The sequence below is a fragment of the Bacillus sp. JJ1127 genome (genome assembly GCF_036965845.1).
GTDB lineage: Bacteria > Bacillota > Bacilli > Bacillales > Bacillaceae_G > Bacillus_A.
In genome coordinates this window covers 1-2,428 of record NZ_JBALQK010000397.1, presented here as the reverse complement: position 1 = coordinate 2,428, position 2,428 = coordinate 1, and the positions used below count along the sequence as shown (strand labels likewise).

At 32.9% G+C, this 2,428-nt stretch carries 3 protein-coding genes and 1 pseudogene; all 4 read right to left on the bottom strand.

Annotated features, from left to right (window positions below):
• Positions 1–108 precede the first annotated feature (108 nt).
• The 4 genes and pseudogenes from V7183_RS25065 to V7183_RS25050 all read right to left on the bottom strand — a co-directional run bounded on the left by V7183_RS25065 (position 109) and on the right by V7183_RS25050 (position 2,275).
• A complete protein-coding gene (locus V7183_RS25065) occupies positions 109–420 on the bottom strand; it encodes a DUF4181 domain-containing protein (protein WP_335361225.1) in 312 nt (103 codons plus the stop codon).
• Between the two features lie 99 nt (positions 421–519).
• A pseudogene (locus V7183_RS25060) lies at positions 520–966 on the bottom strand (NUDIX domain-containing protein).
• 3 nt (positions 967–969) lie between these two features.
• On the bottom strand, positions 970–1,818 hold the full coding sequence (locus V7183_RS25055) for a PP2C family serine/threonine-protein phosphatase (RefSeq protein ID WP_335361224.1): 849 nt from the start codon (positions 1,816–1,818) through the stop codon (positions 970–972).
• Positions 1,796–2,275 carry an HIT family protein gene (locus tag V7183_RS25050; RefSeq protein ID WP_335361223.1) on the bottom strand — a complete coding sequence of 160 codons (480 nt, stop codon included), beginning with the start codon at positions 2,273–2,275 and terminating at the stop codon, positions 1,796–1,798. Before V7183_RS25050 ends, V7183_RS25055 begins: the two co-directional genes overlap by 23 nt.
• Positions 2,276–2,428: the final 153 nt, after the last annotated feature.

Sequence of the window (2,428 nt, the reverse complement as noted above, 5' to 3'; positions counted from 1 at the left end):
GTTTTATCACCTAATCATTATGAGCTCTCACCAATAAAACCTTTACCGTATCATTGCTTTACTGAAACTTGAATCGTGGATTTTACTACTTGCAAATAAAATGAAAAGCTAAAGTAAATACATTACTACACTGCATGTAATCGTTAAATATATAACCCCTATAAAAGATATTACATATTCCTTTGATTCTTTATCAAATTTCCATTCCATAAATGTCCGAAACATATGTAAAACAATAAAAAACACAAACATGAAATAACCCAAATTTATATAATTCATAGTAGCAATCAAAACGAAACTAGCAATTAAATAAATAATTGTAATAATAATTTCTCCCCACTTATGAATAGCATTTACAGGTTTATATATAAATCTATTTTTATTAGGTATATGCAATTTTTTTCTTAGCAATTTCTCCAAAAGAAAAAACGAAACGATAATAATTACAATTAATATTATAAATTTCCACAATATAAAATAGCCCTCCTCTAAAATATCCAATCCCTCAGTTTCAATTGATTAGGAATATACTTTTTGAGTAAGTAAATGCGCTACACTCTCTCCCTTTTGTTCTATCAAAGGAACAATTCCCTCTGGATAAGTCGGTTTATCTTTTAACTCTTGTATACTTTTCCATACCAAAATAATATTTGTATGCTCTTTATGGTATAGTACATTATTTGTAAGGTTTATAGGTTTACACTAAGGAAAAAACGTACATTGATGATTCAATTCTCCATCAACTTCAAATATATGCTCATTTACAATTGCTAATTCTTCTACTCGAACTTGTAAATCATATTCCTCAAGTAACTCCCGAATAATTGCTTCACGTGCTGTCTCACCGAACTCAATCGATCCACCCGGAAAACGATAAAATGTTTCTTGATCGTCACACTGAACGAGAGCTTTGGAATGATCCTCGTTTATGATAATAGCCTCCGCCCGTAATAAAGGTCGCTTCATTTCCTACCTCCTATTTGAAGATCGCATTTTCTCTGGTTGATCACTCGGGTAAGTAGCATAAGCACGATTTTCATAATCCCAGCTAATTATTGTCGCACTATCTCGTCCAAGCTGATGATGAACGTGCTCTAGTACATTTTGAACACATTTTGTTAATTTTGGTTTATTTTCATACATATCTTGATACAAATGGAATGGATTTTCATAACGACGTTCTCCGCATTCTAGTACACCATCTGTTATCATTACAATTCTACTTTTCCCCATACGCAGTTCTCGAATACCAGATGAATAACAAGGAACTGGTAAAGAAAATGTATTTACATGTCCAATCCATTCATAAAAATGACGTTGATTCAACATATACTGCCCTAGTTTATGTAACTCTTCATGAAATACATAAACAAGACAATCCCCTATAGAAAACCACCAAATATAATTTTCTTTTCTTACACATATTAAGCAAGCTGTTTCACCCTTTACTTGCTGACACGCCTGTTTGAATGAATTGGATTGAAAAATTGTAAGTATGTGATTTTCGATAGAACGAAATACTGTTTCAATAGGTTCTTCTAGTAAAACCTTTATATTTTCAGATTCATTTTGTATTGTATGTATTACCAAAGCTACACTTTCCGCACTATGGTGGCTATCTAATATAATTGCAAATTCCCAATTACCATTTGACCAAACGAAAGTACCATCTTCATTCTTCTTTGCACCTGCACTTATATTGCCGCCATATCTTCCAAGTACTATATCACCATATTGCTTAACTGAAATTTCCCCTAAACACATTTCCTCATTACCAACCCATGAATATTGTGTATTACTTGTTATATGCATATTCATTTACCATATACGTTTGAATTCTTTCACATAATTTTTGTATTTGTTCTGCTTGTCCATGAGGTGCACCTTCCCAGTTCGCAACTTTAGTTGGTGACCAAAATTCCTTCGGTGTATTTGGATAACGCGGAATAATATGCATGTGCATATGAGTGGCTCCATTGCCAGAAACAAAAGCGTAAATATGTTCTGCACCCTCACATTCTTTAAGTGCCCGGCTTACTCTACTCGTAATTAAGCCAAAAGCTTTCGCCTCTTCTTCTGTTAATTCGGCCAGCCCAGGCGTATGTCTTTTTATATCAATCATTACATATCCAAGATACGTCTCTTCTTCTTCCCAGTAAACATGTCCCACATATACGAGATCATCTTCAAAAATCACTCCACCTGGTACTTTAAAATCCCCTTTATGTTTCTGACATATAAAACAGCTTTCTTCAGATTGATTTTGTGTAGCCATTTCCATCCCCCTAATCCCTTAAATTTACAGTTTATAATAACATAAAAAACAAATAATTAGTGGGAGTTTTCAGAAATCACCAAATATTACTTTGCTGTTCATACAAAAAAACATCTCTACATCATAATGAACATTTATGATGTAGAGATGTTT